Origin of the sequence: Brevibacterium sp. HMSC07C04 (assembly GCF_001815905.1) — a bacterium.
Lineage (GTDB): Bacteria > Actinomycetota > Actinomycetes > Actinomycetales > Brevibacteriaceae > Brevibacterium.
The window spans coordinates 16,105-36,130 of sequence record NZ_KV823233.1; the positions used below are offsets into that span (position 1 = coordinate 16,105).

Here is a 20,026-nt window from a genome sequence, read left to right on the forward strand (position 1 = left end):
TGAGCCCCCGACTATGGTTAGGGCCATGAACGCTCAGAGCGCAGAGGAACAGCCGAACCCCTACGGCGGCCAAGCCCCGGCCCCCGGAAGTCAGAAGCGGGAAGCCGAGGGCGCCTCGGCAGGTGGTGCCTCCCCCGCCCCCGGAGGCGCGGAACAGGCACAGCAGCCGCGCAGGCGCACCCGGATTGTGCACCTGCAGCGTATGAAAGACGAAGGTCGGAAGTGGGCCATGCTCACCTCCTATGACCAATTCACGGCCAACATTTTTGACGAAGCCGGGATCCCCGCCCTGCTCGTGGGCGATTCCGCGGGCAACAACGTGTACGGCTATTCCACAACCCTGCCTGTCACACTCGACCAGTTGATCCCGCTGACGCGGGCTGTGGTGGAAGCTGCGCCGCACACGCTGGTTGTGGCGGATCTTCCCTTTGGGTCCTACGGGGCCAGCCCTGAACAGGGCTTCCATTCCGCTGTCCGCCTGATGAAAGAGGGTCTTGCCCACGCGGTCAAACTCGAAGGCGGAGTGCAGATGGCCCCAACCGTCAAACTGCTGACCGACGCCGGAATCCCCGTCATGGCGCACCTGGGCTTCACACCGCAGTCCGAACACGGTCTGGGCGGTTATCGCGTGCAGGGTCGCGGCGATGCCGCAGTGCAGAAACTCGTTTCTGACGCGCTGGCGCTGCAGGAAGCCGGTGCGTTCTCAGTCGTCCTGGAAATGGTGCCGGTGGCTGCAGCCCGCGCCGTCACAGAAGCGCTGCGCATTCCCACCGTGGGGATCGGCGCGGGCCCGGACTGCGACGCTCAGGTGCTCGTCTGGACTGACTTTGCGGGCATGGGCTCCGGCCGGACACCGCGGTTTACGAAGAAATACGCCGATGCCCGTTCTCTGTTGCGCGAAGCCGCGGTCGAATACGCATCCGAAGTGGCCGACGGCAGCTTCCCATCCGAAGAACACAGCTTTCTCGAGTGATTGCAGGACGGACATGGCAAAGCTCAATTCCCCTGAACTGACATCCCACGACCCGAGCGTCTATCACTTCGGGTCGGACAACTACGCGGGAGCCCACCCGGAAGTCCTCGACGCGCTCAAGCGGGTCAGCGGCGGACACGTGCCCGCTTACGGCGACGACCCCTACACGCAGCGGCTGCGAGCGTGGGCGCGCGACACCTTCGGCCAGCAGGCCCTCATCTACCCCGTCTTCAACGGAACAGGGGCCAACCTGCTGTCGCTGTCATCCGTCGTTCCACGCTGGGGCAGTGTGATTGCCGCACCCACCGCGCACATCAACACCGACGAAACCGGCGCGCCGGAAATCACGGCGGGGCTCAAAATCCTGCCCGCACAGACCGAGGCCGGCAAGATCACACCGGAGGCCGTGCGGGCTGCAGCATCCAACCGGGCATTTATCCACGAATCTCAAAGCTGCGCAGTTTCGGTCAGCAACTCCACTGAACTGGGCACCGTATATTCACCAGAAGAATTCCAGGCGGTTGCCCACACCGCTCACGAACTTGACATGGCCGTTCACCTGGACGGATCGCGGCTGGCCAACGCTGCAGTCAGCTGTGATGCCGCCTTGGCCGACATGGTGGCCGGGGCTGACATCGTGTCCCTGGGCGCCACAAAGAACGGCGCCATGAGTGCAGAGGCCGTTCTGGTGCTCCAGCCCGACCGGGTTTCCGGCATTGACTATCTGCACAAAGTGCTGCTGCAGCTGTCCTCTAAAGCCCGCTACCAGTCGGCACAGCTGCTGGCCATGTTCGAAGGCGATCTCTGGAAGCGCAATGCACAGCACGCCAACCGGCAGGCGGTCCGGCTGGCGCAGAAGCTTTCGGATGCCGGATTCACGGTGCCCACGCAAGTGCAGGCCAACACCGTCATCGCCCAGATCGACCCTGAAGTCGCCCAGGCTGCCCACGCCGCAGGGCTTCTGTTCTACGCCTGGCCGGCTGTTCCCAGCGGCCATCGCTTTATGTGCGCGTGGGACACACCGGATCACGCCATCGACATGCTGGTTGAACGGTTGGCAGCACACCGGGCCTGAAAGTGATCCACGCCACCACATACGATGGGGCGGGACATATAAGCGGCAGCGCGGGCTGCGAAAGTGTTCGCCGCAGAGCTAAGGAGTGTTAGGGCCGGATGAAGAATTCACTGCAGGACATCACAGTTCTCGACCTTTCCCGGGTGTTGGCAGGACCGTGGTGCACACAGAACCTCGCTGACCTCGGTGCTGACGTCATCAAGGTTGAACGGCCCGGTCCCGGTGATGACACCCGCAGCTGGGGTCCTCCCTACCTTGAGGGCACAACCCCCGAAGACGGCTATTCGGCCTACTACATTGCGGCCAACCGCAACAAGAAGTCCATCACCGTCAACTTCCGCTCCGAAGAAGGCAAAGACGTCATCAAACGGCTGGCGAAAGATGCCGATGTGGTTGTTGAGAACTACAAGACCGGTTCGCTGGCTCGCCTGGGCTTGGACTACGACGACCTGCGCGAAATCAACCCAGAGCTCATCTGGGTGTCCATCACCGGCTACGGACCCACCGGCCCGAAAGCTGAAAACCCCGGCTATGACTACGTGTTTCAGGGCATGAGCGGCTTTATGAGCTACACCGGACGGGCGCAGGGCGAAGAAGGCGCCGGGCCCATTCGCGCCGGTGTCGCCATCATTGACCTCATGACCGGCATGTATGCCACAACCGCCATCCTTGCGGCCCTCCACGAACGTGAACGCACCGGCAAGGGCCAGCGCATCGATGTCACGCTGGCTGATGTTTCGGTTGCACTCAACGCCAACCAGGCATCCAACTACCTAGTCGGGGGTGTGCCACCAGCCCAGACCGGCACCTCGCACCCCAATGTCGCCCCGTATGACGTTTTCGAAGTTGCCGACGGCCACATGATCCTGGGTGTGGGCAACGACGAACAGTACCGACGACTGACTGAACTGCCCGACTTCGAACTGCTGCGCGGGGACGACCGTTTCCAGTTCAACCGCGATCGCATTCGGCTGATCGGCGATCTGCGGCCGATCGTCGCCCAGATTATGAAGCAGAAGACCATGGACTACTGGACGCACGTTCTCGACGAAGCCGGTGTGCCCTTTGGGCCGATCAACACCATGGACAAGGTCTTCGAAGATCCGCAGGTCAAGCACCGGGGAATCAAGATCGAAGCCGATGGGCACTACGGTTCGGTGCCGATGGTGCGCAGCCCGCTTGTCGAAGACAGCGCCGATGCCACAGCACCTCCGGCACTGGGCGAACACACCGACGAAGTCCTCGCACAGTTCGGATTCACTGCCGAACAGATCGCTAAGATGCACGACTCCGGCACAGTGTGAAGACAAATGTGCGCCGTTGGTCACTGGGCGGCGCACACCATCACGCTTGACTGGCCTCAGCTTGTGCGGGCTTTGTCGATTCCGTCCAGCAGGCGCTCCACGGTGCCTTCGACGTCGTCCCATTTGTCGAGGCCGAAAAGTCCCAGGCGGAAAGTGCTGAAGTCTTCGGGTTCGCCTACTTTGAGCGGAACTCCGGAAGCCACCTGCAGGTCACCGGCCTTGAACTTCGCACCGGACTGTTCCTGTGGGTCGTCGGTGTAGACGACAACTACCGACGGAGCTTCCCAGCCTTCGGCGGCAACGGACCGGTAGCCGCGCTCAGTCAGCCCTGCGCGGACGCGCTCACCGAGTTCGATCTGCTGGCGCATGATCTTGTCCAGTCCGCGTTCTTTGGCTTCGCGCATGATTTCGAGGTTGTGCAGCATGGCGTCGGTCGGCATAGTCGCGTGGTACATGTGCTTGCCGGCGCGGTAGGTTTCCGACACGGTGTGCCACTTCTTCAGGTCCATGGAGAAGCTGCTGGATTCGGTTTTTTCCAGGCGGGCGAGCGCGCGTTCGCTCAACATGACGTAGGCCATGCCGGGCCAGCCGCTCCAACCCTTCTGGGGTGCGGAGATGAGCGCGTCAACGCCGAGTTCCCGCATGTCGACCCACAGCGCTCCGGAGGCAATGCAGTCGAGAACAAAGAGTCCGCCCTGTTCGTGAACGGCATCGGCGAGCGCCTTGATGTATTCGTCGGTCAGCACGATGCCGGACGCGGTTTCCACGTGTGCTGCGGCAACGACTTTCGAGCCCTGCTGTTTGATCGCGTCGACCACTTGGTCGACTGCAGGCGGGGCGAAAGCGGGTGTGGCTGAATCGTCAGAGGCGACAGCGGACACGACTTCGTGGTCGGTCAGTTTGCCCATTTCGATGATCTGCGTCCAGCGGTAGCTGAAGAATCCGTCGCGCACGATCAGCGTGGGCTGGCCCTCCATGAACTGGCGGGCAACCGATTCCATGCCGAAGGAACCGCTGCCGGGGATGACGACAGCCGCGTCTGCGCTGTAGGTTTCACGCAGCAGGCCGTAGAACTCCTGCATTGCGTCGACGAACTTCTGGGACATGTGGTTGACGGCCCGGTCGGTGAACACCACCGAGAATTCCTGCAGGCCGCCCGGGTCAACGTCTTCGCGTGGCAAACTCATGTCTCCAGCGTACCGCCGCGCAACTCCCGAGGTGCCTGTCCCTACCCGCTTGGCACCTCGGGATCCGTGTGGTCATCCGGGCTGTGCGGTTCAGTTCGATTCGAACAGGCCCTGCCCTATGTACTGGTCTGCGCTGACACCGGGAGGAACAAGGTAGGTTCCCGTGCCGGTGGTCTTGAGGTATTCCACGAACAAGTCGTCGCGCGCCATGTTCTTGTGCACGCGTGCGAATCGTTCGGGGCTGTTGACGAATGCGATGAAGAACAGTCCCGCATCCAGTCGGCCCTGTTCGTCATTGCCGTCGACGAAGTTGTAGCCGCGGCGCAGCATGCGCACTCCCCCGTTGTTCTTCGGGTGGACGCGGAACACGTGGGAGCGTTCGTCGATGACGGGACGGCCGCGTTCGTCTTTTGCGGTGAAGTCCGGTTCGCTGAATTCTCCCCCGCCGGTCAGGGGTGCGCCTTCTGCTTTGTCCCTGCCGGTCACGCGTTCCTGTTCGCCCAGCTGCAGGGTGTCCCACACTTCGATTGTCATGTTGATGCGGCGGGCCACGAGGTAGGAACCGCCGTGGGTCCAGGTTGGTCCTGAGCTGATCCACACGTGTTCGTCCAGTGCTGCGCCGTCTTCGGCTTTGATGTTGGCGGTTCCGTCTTTTTGACCGAAGAGGTTCCGCGGCGTTTTCTGGTCTTGTGTGGTTGATGAGGTTCGGCCGAAGCCCAGCTGTGACCAGCGCAGACGTGCTGTTCCGACGGCTATGCGAGTGAGGTTGCGGATTGCGTGGACGGCCACCTGGGGGTCATCCGCGCAGGCTTGAACACACAGATCGCCGTGGGAGCGTTCAGCGTTTATGAAGTCGTTGACCATCACCGGCATGGTCGCGAATTCTTCGGGCATGTGCTTCTTCAGCCCGAACCGGTCTTTCCCTTTTTCGTCTGTGAACAGCGTGCGTCCGAAGCCGAAGGTCAGTGTCAGCCCTGATGCGCTGAGGTCGACGGCTTCACCTGAATCGTCCGGTGGGAAGAGTTCTCCCCCGCCGAAGGCGCCCTTGGCGGTGACGTCGCCGCCCATCGTCAGCCGGCGGGCGGCTTTCGTCCATTTCTGAAGGAGTTCGATGACATCATCGCGCTCAGCCTTTTCTGTGAGGTCAAAGGCTGCGAAGTGCATGCGGTCTTGGGCCGGGGTGACGATCCCGGCTTGGTGTTTGCCGTCGAAGTCGTAGATGAGATCGCCGGGTGTCTCTTCTTGGTGCTGTGCTCGGGTGCTGGCGTATACCGCACCTGCGGCAATTGCCGCCCCGGCCGCCCCGCCGCCGAAGACTCCCAGGAGTCCTCGGCGGCTCAGCGTGTTCGCACCGCCGCCGTCTGGTTGGGCGTCCTCGCCGGTCATTCGCTTTCCTCGATGCCGAGCACCGTTCCGGTGAGCTTGGACAGCGGTTCGCGCAGCTCGTCGATCTGAGCGGTGAGTTCGGCCTGCTGTTCGGCGTTTACGGTCGCGTAGCTGGGGAAGCCCTTTTCGAGGCTGCCGTATTCGCCCAGCAGGTCTTCGAGCTCTCCGTATTCTGTGTCGATTTCGTCTGCGAGCTTTTTGCCTTCTTCGCCTTTGGATTCGGCGATGGGGCGAACGAGGTCAAACGCAATGCGCGATCCTTCGATATTCGCAGCGAAGTCGTAAAGGTCGGTGTGGGACCACCAGTCTTCTTCGCCGGTCACTTTGGACACGGCAACCTCTTCGAGCAGACCGGAGGCTCCGTTGGAGACGGTGTCGACGTCGATCTGGTTGTCTTTGATGAAGTTTTTGTCGTTGACGGTTTCGTTGAGTTTCTTGACATCGGACTTCAGCGCGTCAGCGATTCGCTTCCGGTCCTCTGGGGTACTGGGCTTCCAGGCTTCAAATGCGTCAGAGCCGTCGGAGTTGCGGTCGCCCTTCTTCGGCTCCCACAGGTCTTTTTCCATGCGGTGGAAGCCGGTCCACTCCTTGATTTCGGGGTCGTCTTTCTTCAGCTGATCTTCTTCTGCCAGGTAGTCGACTTCGCGGTAGTCGATGCGCGGGTCCAGTGTTCCCAGGGCTTCTGCGATCGGCTCGATCCGTTCGTAGTGCACGCGGGTCGATGCGAAGAGGTCCCGCGCTTTTTCGTCTTCGCCAGCCGCGTAGGCGTCAGCGAACTTTTCGACCTTGGGTTCGAGTTCCCCGGTTTCCTTTTGGACGAACTTGACGTAGTCGGCGACGACTTTGTCGAACAGCTCTTTGTCGCTGCCGGAGACTTCGACTGCTTCGCCGGTGACCTTGAAGTCTGTTTGGCCGATGTTTGCGCCGCGCAGGCCGGGTTTGCATGCAGTGAAGTAGTCGCCCGGCTGCAGTGAGACGGTGAGGTCGGCTGTTGAGCCCGGCGCGATGTTCTCTTTTTCTGCCACAACGCGCAGGCCGTCGTCGCCGAGGATGTAGAACTCAGTGACCTTGGTGCCGGTGTTCTCGATGCTGAAGGTGCGTGTGCCGCTGTCGGCAGAATCTGCTGAGACGTCGCACTTGTCGTCGGCTGCGCTCACGCTGATGCTGTCGCCGTCTGCTGCTGGTTCGCACGCGCTCAGCAGGGCGGTTCCAGCGATGACCGCCAAGGCAAGGCCGGTTTTCTTCATGATTCTCCTTGTTCTGATGAGCTGACGAGGTGCCGCTCGTCTTGGGTGTTTGTCTTCGGGTTGGCCGTTTTCGCGTCTTCGATGCGCTTTTTCTTTGCCCTGCGGGTGCCCAGGGTTCGACGCACAAAAGGTGGGATGACCAGGACCATGTAGATGAACCAGGCTGTGACTTCCAGCCAGCTCATCTGCGGTACGAAGCCGACTGTGCCTTTGAGCAGTGCGGCGATGAAGCTGTCCGGGGCGAAGGAATCGGAGAAGTCGAAGGCCCATCCGAAGGGGAACGCCGCACCCCAGAAGGGGTAGTCCGCGAATCCGGTGAGGACTTCTCCCGTACGGGGGTGTGTCGGACTGATGGGGGCGCCGGAGAACGGTCCGGGCAGAACGGCGGCTTCCTGCAGGTCGTGGATGCCGTAAGCGAGGATTCCTCCGGCCACGATGAGCAGGAATGCTCCCGACCAGGTGAAGAACCTGCCGAGGTCGATCTTGAGGACTCCCTTGAACAGTCCCCAACCCATAAGAACGGCTAGGCCTATGCCGAGGAATGCGCCGGCGAGCGCGGTGACGGTGTCGGTCCAGCCCCACAGGATGAGGGTTGTTTCGATGCCTTCGCGTGCAACTGAGACGAATGCGAGGACGGTCAGCGCTGTCCCGCTGCCCGCCGTGACTGCGGCGTCAACCCCGGATTCGAGGCTTTTCTTCAGTTTGGGGCCGCTGGTGACCATCCATACGACCATGGCGGTGATCATGACGACTGCCAGCAGGGACATTGATCCGCCGATGATTTCCTGCGCTTTGAAGCTCAAGCGGGAGCGACCGAACGTGAATACTGCGCCGAGCACGGCCGACAGGATGACTGCTGAGACGACGCCGAACCAGATTCGGCGGCGCAGATCATCACGGCCCAACTTGCGAGCGTAGGCGATGAGGATGCTCACGATGAGCGCGGCCTCAAGGCCTTCGCGCAGGCCGATGAGCAGAGCGGCTAGAAACATGGTGTCCTTTTATCGGGCAGCGGTATTCGCTGTGTTCTCACAAAACCCTGCCTGTTTCACCACCGCGCATCAGCATTACGCAAGACTTTTCAGTGGTAATGAGGTAAGGCTCACCTAATATACCCCTATTTGCATGTCTTCTGCACCATTCCGCCGCGGGTCTACCATTGGTGCGGCTGGTTGAACGCCGACTGTGCCTGGGAGGTTGTATGTCTGTTGTCGTTGCCCGCACCGTGAAAGAGCTGCGCGCTGCTCTGCAGCGTCTGCTGCGCGAACGAGACGGCGACACTGTCGGCCTCGTTCCCACGATGGGTGCGCTGCATTCGGGCCACGAAGCGCTGTTCCGCGCCGCCCAGGGCAATTCCGTTGTTGCCGCATCGATCTTCGTCAACCCTCTGCAGTTCGACGATGCTGAGGACTACGACAACTATCCGCGCACCCTGGAAGCTGATATCGAGGTGCTCGATCGTGCCGGTATTGACCTTGTCTTCGCCCCCAGTGTCGAAGAAATGTATCCCGGTTACCCGGACGGTCCGCTGGTTTCCGTGACAGCAGGAAACATGGGGCGCGTTCTTGAAGGCGCGTCGCGTCCCGGGCACTTCGATGGTGTGACGACGGTCGTGGCGAAGCTGTTCAACATCTTCAGCTCCCCAGCACAGCTGCACGCGTACTTCGGACAGAAGGATGCCCAGCAGCTCATGATCGTCAAGCGCATGGTTGCCGACCTCGACATCGACGTTGAGATTGAGCCGGTCCCTACGGAACGCAGCCTCAAGGGCCTTGCCATGTCCAGTCGCAACCAGCGGATGACCCCGGAGGAAAGCGAAGCCGCGCTTATCCTGTCCCGCGTGCTCACAGAACTTGCCGAACGTGCCGAAGCCGGTGGTGAGCTCCACCTCGACCGGCTGCGCGAAGAAGTCAACAGCACAGAGGGAGTCACCCTTGACTACCTGACCCTGGTCAATCCGGCAACGCTCGAGGTGACCGAGCAGCTGCCCGCTCTAGCGCTCATTGCCGCTCACGTCGGGCCGGTCCGGCTGATTGACAACATGATGATTCCCGCGCCTGCAGACAGTCGGTCCTCTTCTGAAAGCCAAGCTTGACGGCATCGGCATAATGGTTGCTGGTTATGCTCCGGCCGCTGACCTTAGAACCTCACCACACTGGCCGGGACACCTAAGAAAGCAAAGACTATGAGCAGCTACCCAGGCAGCAACGACCCCTACAATCCGGACTTCAATCAGCAGAACGACGCCGGCCAGAACAACCCGCAAGACCGGTACGGTCAGCAGGACCCCTACAGCCAGCCAGGTGCGTATGAACAGCCGAACCAGCCATCGCAGCCTGGCGCATACGGCGGACAGACTCCCTACAGCCAACCTGGCGCATACAGCCAGCCCGGCGCCCAGCATCCAGGTGCCTACAGCCAGCCCGGCCAGCAGGACCCCTTTGCCCAGCCCGGCCCGTTCGGTGCGAATGCAGCCTACGGCCAGCCGGCACCTCAGCTGCTGACAGCTGATGACTACCGCGCGCAGGGAATGCCGCTTCCGCTCAGCCAACCGGTTTATGGCGTTTCCATGATGGAGGCGTACAAGCGCTTCTGGAAGAAGTCCTTCCGGTTTTCCGGATACGCTTCGAAATCCGAGTACTGGTGGCCGCAGCTGATCAACGGCGTCATCATGCTGGTTCCCATGCTCGCTGTGATCATCATCCAGATCGTCATCGCGGTTTCAGCAGCGACAGCCTCGAACCCCGACGCCGCCGCCATGGGGGCCGGAATCGCCGGCATCTTCGTGTTCCTCATTTGGGGCGCAGTCGTTCTGTTCAGCCTCGCCGTGATGATTCCGTCGCTGTCAGTCGGCTGGCGGCGCCTGCAGGATGCCGGATTCCCCGGCGCACTGACATTCATCAGCCTCGTTGTCAGCATCGTCGTCTTGGTCATGTGCGCGCTGGAAACCAAGCCGGAAGCACGCCGCCCAGAATGGGAAGACACGACCGGCGACTGACACACGCAAACTGAACACATCGCTGAATCGATGAGGACTGGGGGCGCCAGCGTGCTGAAGCACTGGCGCCCCCAGCGTGTTGTTGGCCGGTTCTCTCGTTGCGTGCTGCCCGCTCTTGGGTGCGGATCTGCTCTGATCCCGTGGCGAATGCTGCATGGTTTTTGACGGGGCCGTGTAAGCACAATGTGATTTTGAACATAAAAGGCTTTATTCTTGCTGGGCACAGTTCCACAGACCCTCGGACTCGTCGCACTTGCGTGCGAGGGCCGCTGACAAAGGAGACAGCATGAACGCGCCGGAACAACAGGCGGGAAGCTACACACAGGTTTCCCACGACTCCATCTTCAAGAAAGCCATGGGCCGACTCGATGCGCTGTTCGTGGGCTTCGGCGCCATGATCGGCTTCGGCTGGATTGTTCTGGCTGGCGGTTGGATCGAGCAGGCGGGGACCATGGGCGCTCTTCTGGCGTTTGCCGGCGGTGGCGTCATCATGGCGTTTGTCGGTGTTGTGTACTCCGAACTCGTGGCTGCCATGCCGCTTGCAGGCGGTGAACACAACTACCTCATGCGCGCTATGGGGCCGAAACTGTCGATGATCGGTTCATGGTGCATTGTCGGCGGCTACATCACGGTGGTCATGTTCGAGGCCGTAGCAGTGCCGAAGACCGCGCTTTATCTGCTGCCGGACATTGAAAAGATCTTCCTCTGGAATGTTGCTGGCTTCGATGTGTATCTGACCTGGGCGCTCATCGGCGTTGTCACTGCGATTGTTCTGACCTACATCAACATCCGCGGTGTGAAGGTTGCATCCCTCGTGCAGACGTTCGTTGTTTCGTTCCTGCTGATTGTCGGTCTGCTGCTGGTCACCGGTGCGGGTGTCGGCGGTGAAATGAAGCATGTCGAACCGTGGTTCTCCGGAGGCTTCACCGGCTTCGCACTGGTGTTGACCACCGTGCCGTTCCTCTTTGTGGGCTTCGACGTGCTGCCGCAGGCTGCTGAAGAGATCAACGTCAAACCGCGTCAGATCGGCAAGCTCGTTGTTCTGGCCGTGCTCATGGCAGCCGCCTGGTACGTTGTCATCATCTTCACCACCTCGATTTCAATGCCCCACAGTGACATTGCCGTGCTCAACGCCGACGGCGGTCTGGTCACAGCCGATGCGCTTTCAGCCATGCTGGGTCATCCCACGTGGGGCAAGATTGTCATCGCCGGTGGTCTGGCCGGCATCATCACCAGCTGGAACGCGTTCCTCATGGGTGCGTCCCGTCTGATGTGGGCTCTTGCTCAGTCGGGCATGCTGCCGGCGTGGTTCGGCAAGATTCACCCCACCTACCGCACCCCGATCAACGCACTGCTGTTCATCGGTGCGCTGTCGGTTGTTGCGCCGTTCCTCGGTTCGGCAATGCTCGGCTGGGTTGTTGATGCCGGTTCGCCGATGATTGTCATTACCTACTTCCTCGTGTCGATTGCATTCGTGCAGCTGCGCAAGAAGGAACCTGAGATGGAACGCCCCATGCGCGTTGGCGGCAAGGGCAACGGCGGCATTGTCATCGGTGTTATCTCGGCTGTGCTGTGTCTGTTCCTATTCCTGCTGTACCTGCCGGTCACCCCGTGGTCGGCACAGCTTGAATGGCCGTCATGGCTGATGTTCGGCTTGTGGCTGGCCGTTGGGATCGCGCTCATGGTTCGCCTGCCCGGCGGGGTTAAGGCCGGACCAGACGCCGAAGCTGAGCTTCTGAAGAAACTCGGTCGCGAGTCCCACCGCTGACCAACACACGAGGTGCCGCTTACCTGAGAAGGTGAGCGGCACCTCGTGCTTTGTCAGTCAGGAAACGGGGCCGAAGGTGGCATCGAGAGCCGCTGCGAGATCGCCGATGATGTCCTCGGCTGCTTCCAGGCCGACCGAGAACCGCAGGTGACCCCACTTCTGGAACTCGGGCGGGTAGGCGGCAACGCGAGGACCGTCGGTGCCGACGTGCACGATGAGCGATTCGTCATGTCCGAGCGATACCGCGGAGGTGACCACGCGCAGATTCGCCACGAAGCGGTTCTGGGTGTCGGAATCTCCTTCAACAGCGAAGGCCAGAACACCGCCGAAGCCGCGGTTTCCGAAGAGGCGTGTGGCGGCCTCATGCTGTGGGTGCGACTTCAGACCCGGGTAGGCGACGTAGGCAACTCGAGGATCAGCGTCGAGGAACTCGGCCACCTTCTGGGCGGAGTCCAGGTGCTGGCGAAGCCGCAGCGGCAGGGTGATCGAACCGCGGTTGATCAGCCACGCGTTGAATGGCGAGATGATGCCGCCGACATCGACCATCGCGTCATGTTTGATGGGACGGATGGCTTCGCGGCTGCCGATGACGGCGCCGCCCATCGCGTCGCCGTGACCGTTGATGTACTTAGTCAGCGAGTGCACAACCAAGTCCGCACCGTCTTCCAGCGGGCGGTACAGGGGTGGCGGGGTGAACGTCGAATCAACCACCAACAGGGCACCGGCCCTGTGGGCAATGTCCGCACTCTTCGGGATGTCAGTGATCTTGGTTGTCGGGTTCGCGATGACCTCAACGTGCACCAAGCGTGTGTTCGGGCGAATGGCGCTTTCGACTTCTTTGGGGTCGCTCGCGACAACGAACGTTGCCTCAATGCCGTACTTCTGCGGCAGCAGTTCTTTGAACAGGCGCCATGTGGCCTCATAGGTGACATCGGCAACGACAATGTGGTCACCTGACTTGAGATAGCTGAAGAACACCGCATGCAAAGCGGCAACACCTGAGGCGAGCGCGACAGCATCCTCGCCGCCTTCGAGTGCTGCCAGTTTCTGCTGCAGAGCCAGCTGGTTAGCACCCGAATTGCGGGTGTAAAGCGGGACATCGGTGCCGGACCAGCTGACGTTGGATGGGTCCTCGGGCAGAGCGTAGGAGTTCGCCAAGACAATCGGCGTGCGAATGGCACCCGAACCTTGATCAATCTCGTTGCCGACGTGCACCGCCTGAGTCGTGAAGTCGAGACTTGAGGGGTCGGATTTGTCGGGACGTTTGGCTCGGGGCTGGAAAGATTGGGGTGTGTGCGTGCTCATGCGCTCACGATAAAGCTCGGTGGTGATTTCCGGTGGTCTTCTGTACATGGTTTCGTCACACAGGGACCGGGGAAGCCCCGTGCAGCGGTCTAAGCCGCCACCCTGCCACTGTCTAAGAAGCGCATCACGTAACTTACGGGCCGAGTGGAAGTCTTGTTAGCATCCGAATGCTGCCCCTTTTCTTTCTGCAGCCGCCATCACCCCGCGTCACGGGGCCGTCCAAACTGAAGGCTTATTCAACGTGCCTGAAACGTCACCAAACGCTGTTATTCCGTCGACGGTGAAATGGGTCCTCACCGTTCTTGTGTCAACCGCATTCGTCATGGTGTTGAACGAAACCACCGTCGCGGTTGCGCTTCCGTCCATCATGAAAGATCTGGGGATCGGTGCGGACCTGGCTCAGTGGTTCCTCACCGGATTCCTTCTGACCATGGCGATCGTGCTGCCCACAACCGGATGGATTCTGGGCAGGTTCACCACACGATCGGTGTTCTTCTTCGCCACCATCATCTTCCTGGTCGGCACGATCGGCGCAGCGCTCGCACCAAACTTTGTGATCATGCTGCTTGCCCGCGTTGCCCAAGCAATCGGCACCGCGATCATCATGCCGCTGCTCATGACCGTCACAATGCACATGGTTCCGGCCAACCGGCGCGGCACCATCATGGGTCTGATCGGTGTAGTCATGGCGGCTGCGCCCGCCCTTGGCCCAACGGTTGCCGGTCTGATTCTCAGTGTGACCAGCTGGCACGGAATCTTCACCATCATGGTGCCGCTGGTGGCTATCGCAACGATTATCGGCGCCGTCAAACTGACCAACGCCAGCGAACGCACCTCCGAAGGCATTGACGTGCTGTCCATGATCTTGTCTGTATTCGCCTTCGGTGGCCTGGTCTACGGTTTGAGCTCGATCAGCGTGATCACGGCTGGTGGGCCGGAGGCACGCACCCCGGTAACCATCCTGGTCATCGGCATCATCGGTCTTGCGCTGTTTGTATGGCGCCAGATTGTGCGCGGCAAACACGGCAACGCGCTTCTTGACCTGCGCCCGCTGACCAACCTCAACTTCACCCTGTGCCTTCTTGCCATGATGGGCTTCTTCGCAGCCCTGCTGGGACTCATGAACACTCTGCCTCTGTTCATCCAGGGCGGACTGATGGCCACCGCACTTGTTACCGGACTTATCACCTTGCCCGGCGGCATCCTGGAATCCGCGCTCTCTCCCATTGCGGGGCGCCTGTTTGACCGTTTCGGCCCCAAACCGCTGCTGATTCCCGGCATGCTGATTGCAGTGATCAGCATGTTCGTATTGGCTGCCGTCAGCGGGAACACCAGCCCGTGGTTTATTGCTGTGATCTTCACGGCTTTCGCAGTTGGCTTGGCCATGATCTTCACACCCGTCATGACCACGGCACTGGGTTCGCTGCCAAAGCAGCTGTACGGTCACGGTTCGGCCATCTTCAACACGATGCAGCAGCTGGCCGGTGCTGCCGGCACCGCGCTCATGATCTCGATTTACGGTTCCGCTCAGGCCCGTGCACTCAGTTCTGGCCTTTCCGAACAGGGCGCACACGCCGATGGTGCGGGTGCCGCTTTCATCACGTGTGGTTTCGTAGCACTCGGAGCGCTCATCGCAGCATTTTTCATACGCCGCGTCCCCACGCAGGAACGCGAACGCGAGCGCGTGGAGCTCGAAGAGCAAACTGTCAGCTGACACCATCGGCCGAACAGGCGCCGCTGCCACCCGACCCCGCCGGAAGACGGGGAGGAAGGGTGTGGTGTGTGGCGCCTCGTTCTTTGTGTTGGGGAACGGAGCCCGGCGGTGGGTGCTGTGGTCAGGGCCGGCATCGCGTGTGATTTAGATGTCGTGACATCTATGTCATACGATGTGATTATGGAGTTACCCACGCTTGTCTATGTCCCCTGCTTTTCCGGCGCGCCCTGGAACACCGAGAGGCTTACTGCACTTGCTGGCTATCCCAGCCTCTCCCCCGCTTTGCCCGAAGGGGTTGACGACATTGAGCGGTACGCGGATGTCCTTGCTGCTGACGTTGCTGGCCTTGATGACTACATATTGGTTGGCGATTCTTTCGGAGCGAATATCGCCCTAGCGCTTGCTGTTCGCCAGCCGGAAGGGCTTACCGGTCTTGTGATGTCGGGAGGCTTTGCGGCTAACCCGCTGTCCTCAGCCCTGTCGAAGAACGTGATGCTTGCTATGGCCCGGTTGCACGGTGCAGCGTACAGACACCTTGTACTGCGGGTCCACGCACACCGTTTGTCCTCACCGCACGATTTCGAGGGTCAGGTGCCGTGGCCAAAGCGCGACAGTAGGAAGCTGTTCTTGGAGAACACGCCAGCAGAGTCATTCGGGGCGCGCGTGAGGGCGGTCGTCGCCGCTGACTACACCGAGCAGCTGAGCCGGGTCAATGTGCCGACACTTATACTGACGCCATCACATGACACCCTGATCGGTGATGACGCTGCCCGGGTTCTGCGGGAGGGAATACCGCACGCGCGAGAGCAGGTTCTTGAAAGAACTGGACACATGTTTCGGTTCAGCCACCCCGAAAGCTATGCGCAAGCGGTCGCAAACTTCGTCAGTCGGGAATCGCTGTAGGTTAAAGCTGTAGGGGTTGCAGACTTAGTCGCTGTTCAGAGGACTGAAAGGAAGGCGGTGTCTTATGGAGGCTGCAGAAGAGCTTCGATACTTGATTCTTGCTGCCCAGCGCGAGGGCAACCGGGTGTTAGCACAAGGACTGCGGCCATTGGGGCTGACGCCTTCACAGTCCGAAGTGTTGCGAATCGTCCAAGTGCACCAGCCACTGACCTTGCGTGAAGTGGGTGAGCTGCTTGTGTGCGACAGCGGGCAGAGCCCCAGCAGACTTGTGGATAAGCTTGTGGAAAAGAGCTTTATTGACCGCGCCGTGGCTGAGAACGATCGGCGCAGCGTGGTGCTTTCACTGACGGAAGCTGGGCATGGTGTCTGCGAACAGGTTATTGCCATTGAGAATGAGCTGTATACGCTGATCAACGAGGCAATTGGAGACAGCGACCCTACCCCGGCAATTGAGTTGCTGAGGAACATAATCGCTGGCACAAACGTTCAACGCGCTCTTTCGAAGCGCATGCATAATACGTAACCCAATCCTGAACGATTACTTAGAATGCAACTGCTGCGCCGCGCGAGACTCGATATCTGAAAGAAACGAAGACACCGACCGCGCTAACCGGCGCGAACTTAGTTCAAACAGAATCCGGCGTGATAACCAGAATGTGCAAACACTAAAAGCGGGATTCCACCATAAGTACCACCAATAATAGCTGGGATAAGGTGCCAGAAGAGCACAGAATGCCGGGATGAAAATATTAAGCAAGTAACAACAGCCCATCAAAAAGCGACGCCGCCAACGAAGAGAGCCAGTATCGATAGCCGAAACGAAAACAGATCCGCTCTTTACTTCAAAGTAGATCCACAAGTTCGGAAATACAATTCCGATAACCAGATACATTAGCGCGGCGACCCACTGCACATGCGCAAAACCCTGCAGGCCAGGTGCTGGAACGAAACAAAGAAAAATCATGAAAACTACTACGACACTTCCCATTACATGAAAGTATATTGATTCAAAGTACTTATGAACAATTGGACGTTTACGCACCACAGGCCCCTCCAGATAAAAGTATAAAAGCTGTACCATATACTTCATTGACCGCCTACGATCACCGCCCCATTTGGCATCTTTTAGTGCGCCACGATTCCACATTAGATCGCGACTTACGACGTGAAATAAAAACCAATGCAATGTAATTAACGCAAACCCAACCCATATTGCAATAAGGCCTAGTTTATGATCGTTTTCTTTCTGAAAGTAGCTGAGTGCTTCTGTGACAGTACCGACGAAGGTAAGACTTGCAGATAGAGCGATTACCGAGCCCAACAGAATGCCAGTCGTCAAGTCGAACTCGGCAGCTTGTGAATTAATGTTTTTAAGATCTTCGTTGAGAATTCTTAACTGTTCTCGATCTGGAACTCTTCGAACCTGGAGCCTAAGGACTTTTGGCCTTTTTAAAAATTCCACTGAACCCAAACGGCGATTTAGGCCGCTTGGAGCTACCTTTAGGTACCTATCAAACTTCTTCAACAGTTCTCTTTTAGACACGAGAACGTCATGGATCGTTGTTTGCAACCTCGAATTTTTTGATTCCGTAAGCGCTAGCCACAACGCGATAGCTGTAACTACGATTCCGTTCAGCGTAACTATAGTTCCGTACGCCTCACTGCCAGTTAGTCTGAGTATATTTTTGAGCCGCGGCGTGTCAGGTGATCCACTTAGTATCAGTTGACTTATCAGCGATAGCCATATTTGGGCGCCTGTGAATAGAATCAGCAGAATAATGAACGCAATCAAGTTAGTACGCTGCTCTACATTTCCGCCGACGTTTACACGGCGCCTGTCGGCTTTGGCTTTTTCAGAATTTTCCTCTGGTTTTTGATTGAAGTATTTTTCACTACTTGAAGGGAGCATTCCTGCCGTTTGGGCTAGATACCAGTTATAGTCAGCCCCGGCACCAATCCGTTTTGAATCCCATTCAAACCGGTGGAGCCACTTCTTTACGAGTGATTTGATACTATCTCGGTTCTGTCGCATTCGGTTCCTAAACTTATTAGCTCCGGCCCAAGTTTCTAGTTTTGTTATTTAGTTCTATGTTACCTGTTCCGCAGCTGACATAACAGCTTTTAGTGGATTTGTATTGCGCTATCTTTTCTGGTTAGGACGTGGTTTGGTTATACGCTCGCAATCAATCGCTTATCTAATCAATTCACACTCTGCAAAGATTCCGGTTAGTGATCAAGAACTTTAGGGTACCGAGTGGGCGAAGCGTGCCCTTGCGACGCGTGCAGCCATCCACCGAACGTTGCCATATCCCAAGCAACGAGCTTTCCAGGAACAGGCCCAATGTGGTTGTCCCGGCCGACTCACGTTCGCCAGTGCTGCTCTCGGAGCCCGCGCAGCAGCGCGTTTCCTTCATCCGCTTTGGCACACCCGGCCCGCGGAAGCGGCTTACCAGTGCATCCATGTTCTGGCTTTCCAAAGGTGAACGCTGTATCGCCTATCCCCAAGCTTGGAGCGCCCGCGCCAAACTCCACAAGGTTCATGTCAGTGCTCCTACGTAGACTGTTAACCAGAGCCAGATCTCGACTTGAAAGTGGAAATTGGAGGTGACGGAATGACTGTCCACATTAGTCGCGCCAGATCTGCTCCAGTGGGCAGTCGAAAGAGCGGGGTGGGACGACAAAACTGTCGCACGTCGTGCGCCCAAACTCGATGAGTGGCTCTCTGGCTCCCGCATTCCGACATTGAAGCAGCTGGAAAAGTTCGCCGCGGACACTCACACCCCCTTCGGGCTGTTGTTTCTGTCTGAACCGCCTGCAGAAGACGTGCCTATCCCAGACATGCGCACCATCGGAAACGCTGCTGTCCCCCGGCCGTCTGCTGACCTTCTGGACACGATCTACCTGTGCCAGGCGCGCCAAGACTGGTACCGAACCTATGCGCAAGACAACGGCATAGTCGCACCTGAGTTTGTCGGCTCCGCAACGACCCAAGCGTCGCCGGTGCTCGTGGCGGACAAGATGCGTGAATTGCTTGGCTTTGATCTACCTGAGCGGAGCACATTTGTCAGTTGGCAGGATGCCCTGCGCCGTCTCATTGATCGCATCGAAAACATCGGTGTGCTGGTAATGGTCAATGGGGTGGTCGGAGCGAATACTCATCGCAAACTCAACCCCGAAGAGTTCCGCGGTTTCGCCCTGGCTGACCCGCTTGTACCTCTGATCTTTGTAAATGGCGCTGATACCAAGGCCGCACAGATTTTCACTTTGATCCACGAACTGGCTCACATATGGCTGGGAACAAGCGCCCTGTCCGATGCCGCTATGGCCACCAGCCACGGCGCAGCCGAGGAACTTTGGTGCAACCAAGTTGCCGCCGAGGTGCTGGTTCCGCTTACTGCGCTCCTCGATGACTACCGCGGTGAAGCGGATACCGAAGAGCTAGAACGCCTTGCCAGAAAATACCGAGTCAGCACCCTCGTGGTACTCAGGCGCATCTTCGACGCTCAACTGCTGACCTGGGAAGACTATCGTGAGCGCTATAAGAACGAACACAACCGTGTGATCGGCATTCTCGCGGCTAGCCGCGACAAAAGCAGCGGCGGCAACTACTACTACACGCAGCCACTTCGGCTTAGCCGCCAATTCGCCCAAGCGGTGATCGCCAGTACTTTCGAAGGGTCCACCACCTACCGGGAGGCTTACCGCTTACTCGGCACCAAGAAACACGCAACTTTCGAGAACCTGGCCACAGAATTGGGAGTGGCCTGATGTACCTCCTGGACGCCAACGTTCTCATCGAAGCTAAGAACGGTTACTACGCCTTCGATATTGCACCTGGATTCTGGGACTGGCTCCATCAGGCCCACCTGCAGTCATTAGCGTGCAGCATCGAGGCAGTCCGAAGCGTTACCTTCCCGACCCCTGTTCACCGGTGTTCGGGCCGACTCCGTTAGGCCACTGCCCTTGCCAAACCTCCCGTGATCGGGGACCTGGCCATGATCGCGCCGATGACGATGGCCATCAAGACAATCAGCATCGCTTCTCCTTCCGTAACAACACACTAAACAAGGACCTGATACGCCACCGGTGGTGCGCGCAATCCTTGAGGAAAAGCACAGAAAGCGACAGAGGAACGAGGTGCCGCTCACCTTCTCAGGTGAGCGGCA

General features: G+C 59.1%; 17 protein-coding genes. 11 read left to right on the forward strand and 6 right to left on the reverse strand.

Going from position 1 to position 20,026, the window contains the following annotated elements; translation table 11 throughout:
* Nucleotides 1-25 precede the first annotated feature (25 nt).
* From panB to HMPREF3162_RS00215, 3 genes are all read left to right on the forward strand, one after another.
* A complete protein-coding gene (panB, locus tag HMPREF3162_RS00205) occupies nucleotides 26-973 on the forward strand; it encodes a 3-methyl-2-oxobutanoate hydroxymethyltransferase (RefSeq protein ID WP_070576121.1) in 948 nt (315 codons plus the stop codon).
* Between the two features lie 13 nt (nucleotides 974-986).
* Nucleotides 987-2,048 carry a threonine aldolase family protein gene (locus HMPREF3162_RS00210; protein ID WP_070776519.1) on the forward strand — a complete coding sequence of 354 codons (1,062 nt, stop codon included), beginning with the start codon at nucleotides 987-989 and terminating at the stop codon, nucleotides 2,046-2,048.
* Between the two features lie 98 nt (nucleotides 2,049-2,146).
* On the forward strand, nucleotides 2,147-3,352 hold the full coding sequence (locus HMPREF3162_RS00215) for a CaiB/BaiF CoA transferase family protein (protein WP_070576116.1): 1,206 nt from the start codon (nucleotides 2,147-2,149) through the stop codon (nucleotides 3,350-3,352).
* A gap of 56 nt (nucleotides 3,353-3,408) precedes the next feature.
* Here HMPREF3162_RS00215 and HMPREF3162_RS00220 read toward each other — a convergent pair whose 3' ends face one another.
* The 4 genes from HMPREF3162_RS00220 to efeU all read right to left on the reverse strand — a co-directional run bounded on the left by HMPREF3162_RS00220 (nucleotide 3,409) and on the right by efeU (nucleotide 8,164).
* Nucleotides 3,409-4,539 (reverse strand): aminotransferase class V-fold PLP-dependent enzyme, encoded by a 1,131-nt coding sequence (locus tag HMPREF3162_RS00220; RefSeq protein WP_070776520.1) that lies wholly within the window; start codon nucleotides 4,537-4,539, stop codon nucleotides 3,409-3,411.
* 90 nt (nucleotides 4,540-4,629) lie between these two features.
* A complete protein-coding gene (efeB, locus tag HMPREF3162_RS00225; RefSeq protein ID WP_070576111.1) occupies nucleotides 4,630-5,925 on the reverse strand; it encodes an iron uptake transporter deferrochelatase/peroxidase subunit in 1,296 nt (431 codons plus the stop codon).
* A complete protein-coding gene (gene efeO, locus HMPREF3162_RS00230) occupies nucleotides 5,922-7,172 on the reverse strand; it encodes an iron uptake system protein EfeO (RefSeq protein WP_070576109.1) in 1,251 nt (416 codons plus the stop codon). Before efeO ends, efeB begins: the two co-directional genes overlap by 4 nt.
* Nucleotides 7,169-8,164 carry an iron uptake transporter permease EfeU gene (gene efeU, locus HMPREF3162_RS00235; protein WP_070576106.1) on the reverse strand — a complete coding sequence of 332 codons (996 nt, stop codon included), beginning with the start codon at nucleotides 8,162-8,164 and terminating at the stop codon, nucleotides 7,169-7,171. The genes efeO and efeU overlap by 4 nt, the downstream gene beginning before the upstream one ends.
* A gap of 209 nt (nucleotides 8,165-8,373) precedes the next feature.
* On the opposite strand from efeU, the gene panC reads away from it, so the two are divergent.
* The 3 genes from panC to HMPREF3162_RS00250 all read left to right on the forward strand — a co-directional run bounded on the left by panC (nucleotide 8,374) and on the right by HMPREF3162_RS00250 (nucleotide 11,938).
* On the forward strand, nucleotides 8,374-9,267 hold the full coding sequence (panC, locus tag HMPREF3162_RS00240; protein ID WP_070576103.1) for a pantoate--beta-alanine ligase: 894 nt from the start codon (nucleotides 8,374-8,376) through the stop codon (nucleotides 9,265-9,267).
* A 90-nt stretch (nucleotides 9,268-9,357) separates the two neighbouring features.
* Nucleotides 9,358-10,170 carry a DUF805 domain-containing protein gene (locus HMPREF3162_RS00245; protein ID WP_070576099.1) on the forward strand — a complete coding sequence of 271 codons (813 nt, stop codon included), beginning with the start codon at nucleotides 9,358-9,360 and terminating at the stop codon, nucleotides 10,168-10,170.
* A gap of 286 nt (nucleotides 10,171-10,456) precedes the next feature.
* Complete coding sequence (locus tag HMPREF3162_RS00250) at nucleotides 10,457-11,938, forward strand: APC family permease (protein WP_070776521.1); 1,482 nt, start codon at nucleotides 10,457-10,459, stop codon at nucleotides 11,936-11,938.
* Nucleotides 11,939-11,995: 57 nt separating this feature from the next.
* Here HMPREF3162_RS00250 and HMPREF3162_RS00255 read toward each other — a convergent pair whose 3' ends face one another.
* The gene (locus HMPREF3162_RS00255; RefSeq protein ID WP_070776528.1) at nucleotides 11,996-13,243 is read right to left on the reverse strand and encodes a trans-sulfuration enzyme family protein; all 1,248 of its coding nucleotides are present in this window, start codon (nucleotides 13,241-13,243) and stop codon (nucleotides 11,996-11,998) included.
* Nucleotides 13,244-13,484: 241 nt separating this feature from the next.
* Between HMPREF3162_RS00255 and HMPREF3162_RS00260 the strand changes: the two genes are divergently transcribed.
* The 3 genes from HMPREF3162_RS00260 (at nucleotide 13,485) to HMPREF3162_RS00270 (ending at nucleotide 16,383) form a co-directional block, all read left to right on the forward strand.
* A complete protein-coding gene (locus tag HMPREF3162_RS00260) occupies nucleotides 13,485-14,957 on the forward strand; it encodes a DHA2 family efflux MFS transporter permease subunit (RefSeq protein WP_070776522.1) in 1,473 nt (490 codons plus the stop codon).
* 180 nt (nucleotides 14,958-15,137) lie between these two features.
* Nucleotides 15,138-15,860 (forward strand): alpha/beta fold hydrolase, encoded by a 723-nt coding sequence (locus HMPREF3162_RS00265; protein WP_070776529.1) that lies wholly within the window; start codon nucleotides 15,138-15,140, stop codon nucleotides 15,858-15,860.
* 64 nt (nucleotides 15,861-15,924) lie between these two features.
* A complete protein-coding gene (locus tag HMPREF3162_RS00270) occupies nucleotides 15,925-16,383 on the forward strand; it encodes a MarR family winged helix-turn-helix transcriptional regulator (RefSeq protein ID WP_070776523.1) in 459 nt (152 codons plus the stop codon).
* A gap of 15 nt (nucleotides 16,384-16,398) precedes the next feature.
* On the opposite strand, the gene HMPREF3162_RS11505 is transcribed toward HMPREF3162_RS00270, so the two are convergent.
* Nucleotides 16,399-17,892: a hypothetical protein gene (locus tag HMPREF3162_RS11505; RefSeq protein ID WP_141759508.1), complete on the reverse strand. Its 1,494-nt coding sequence runs from the start codon at nucleotides 17,890-17,892 to the stop codon at nucleotides 16,399-16,401.
* A gap of 710 nt (nucleotides 17,893-18,602) precedes the next feature.
* Here HMPREF3162_RS11505 and HMPREF3162_RS00275 point away from each other — a divergent pair.
* Entirely contained in the window at nucleotides 18,603-19,628 is a 1,026-nt protein-coding gene (locus HMPREF3162_RS00275) for an ImmA/IrrE family metallo-endopeptidase (RefSeq protein ID WP_256282457.1), read from the forward strand.
* Nucleotides 19,628-19,813 (forward strand): DUF4411 family protein, encoded by a 186-nt coding sequence (locus tag HMPREF3162_RS11940; RefSeq protein ID WP_070776525.1) that lies wholly within the window; start codon nucleotides 19,628-19,630, stop codon nucleotides 19,811-19,813. The genes HMPREF3162_RS00275 and HMPREF3162_RS11940 overlap by 1 nt, the downstream gene beginning before the upstream one ends.
* The last annotated feature ends 213 nt before the right edge of the window (nucleotides 19,814-20,026 follow it).